Below are 1,205 nucleotides of genomic sequence, written 5' to 3'. Positions count from 1 at the left end.
ACCGCTTTGTTTTTCAGCTCGGTAAAGAGCGCTGTTCCAAGGGGGAACTTCTGCGCTTCGATATCCACGCGCACAGCTTTGGCGCTGTCGACGTCCTCAGCGGCATCAATACGGTCGCGGAATTCATCGGCCATAGCATCGATGTTCGCTGCGGACTCGCGCGCGCTGGTGGTGGTTTCGACTTCCCCAGTGATCTCCTCTACGGTCTTTCTCGCACCAGAAACTGGGTTGATTTCTTTCTCTGTGCGTTCTTCAACCTCGTCAGGGCTATAAACGCCCAGGATGACTTCCGGGCAATACAGACGGCCCCAGTATTTGACGCCAAGGTAGGCAATCTGCTGTTTAGGGTTGGAAACCCATAGCGGAGAATTACGCGTTACCACACCTGACAGGTAAATGGGTTCACCCCAGGTGATGTCGCTTTCACCGCGCAGAATTGCGCCAACTTCAACGTACAGGCCGATTTCGTCTTCATCGGTCCAGTCACGGACTCGCTCAGTAACCTGATATTTCCCGTTCTTGCCATTTTTCTCTTTAGTGACTTCGCGGGTTTTAGTGCAGCGCTCCCACTCGCCGCCGTAGCGATAGTGGAAGCGTCCACGAATGGCACTGGAACTGGCAATTACCGCGTTAATCAGTTGGGCTTCATAGCCAAGTACACCGTTCACCAGGTGTGTTTTCTGTGCTACTGCATACGGATTCATGCCCCATTGCATGGCTTGCATCACGATAGCCATGCAGTCAGCTGGTTTGCCGGCAAGGTGTGCCGGGACCGTGACCTGAGAATCAGCCATCAGGCTGGCGAAGGCCGTTAACTGCCCCAGCGCCTGGACGTTGAAGATGGCATTGCTGGCAGAGATGGTGTTTGGTGTCTGCTGCTCAGTAGTGATGATGTTCGTGCTTTCCATCGTGTTTTCCCCTTATGCCAGGCGCAGTGCTTCGAGGCGGCGCAGATCGAAATCATTCAGTTCGTCGGCGTAGTCGTCCACAATCGGTGCTGGCCATTCGCCAGTGTCGAAGGCGTTAGCGATGGCGCGCATTGTCGTGCTGTATTCCAGCTTGCCAAGTTCAAGCAGTTCCGGGCTGGCTTCGACGATGGCTATCCAGTGATAACCATCGTCCTTGTTGACGAAAATCCAGAAGAACTGGTCCAAAGCAGCCGTTTCGGTATACATGGCTGCGCTCAGGTGATAATCGCGGTCGAT

General features: G+C 54.3%; 2 pseudogenes. Both read right to left on the bottom strand.

Going from position 1 to position 1,205, the window contains the following annotated elements:
- Positions 1 to 955, bottom strand: a pseudogene (locus tag ACSZPU_RS25805) (RecT family recombinase); the annotation flags it as partial.
- Positions 921 to 1,205 (bottom strand): annotated as a pseudogene (locus tag ACSZPU_RS25800) (PD-(D/E)XK nuclease-like domain-containing protein); the annotation flags it as partial. The pseudogenes ACSZPU_RS25800 and ACSZPU_RS25805, both read right to left, overlap by 35 nt.

The sequence above is a fragment of the Phytobacter sp. V69 genome, assembly GCF_965644215.1.
Lineage (GTDB): Bacteria > Pseudomonadota > Gammaproteobacteria > Enterobacterales > Enterobacteriaceae > Phytobacter.
Note: the sequence above shows the minus strand (reverse complement) of the source record. Positions and strands in the feature narration are given on the sequence as shown.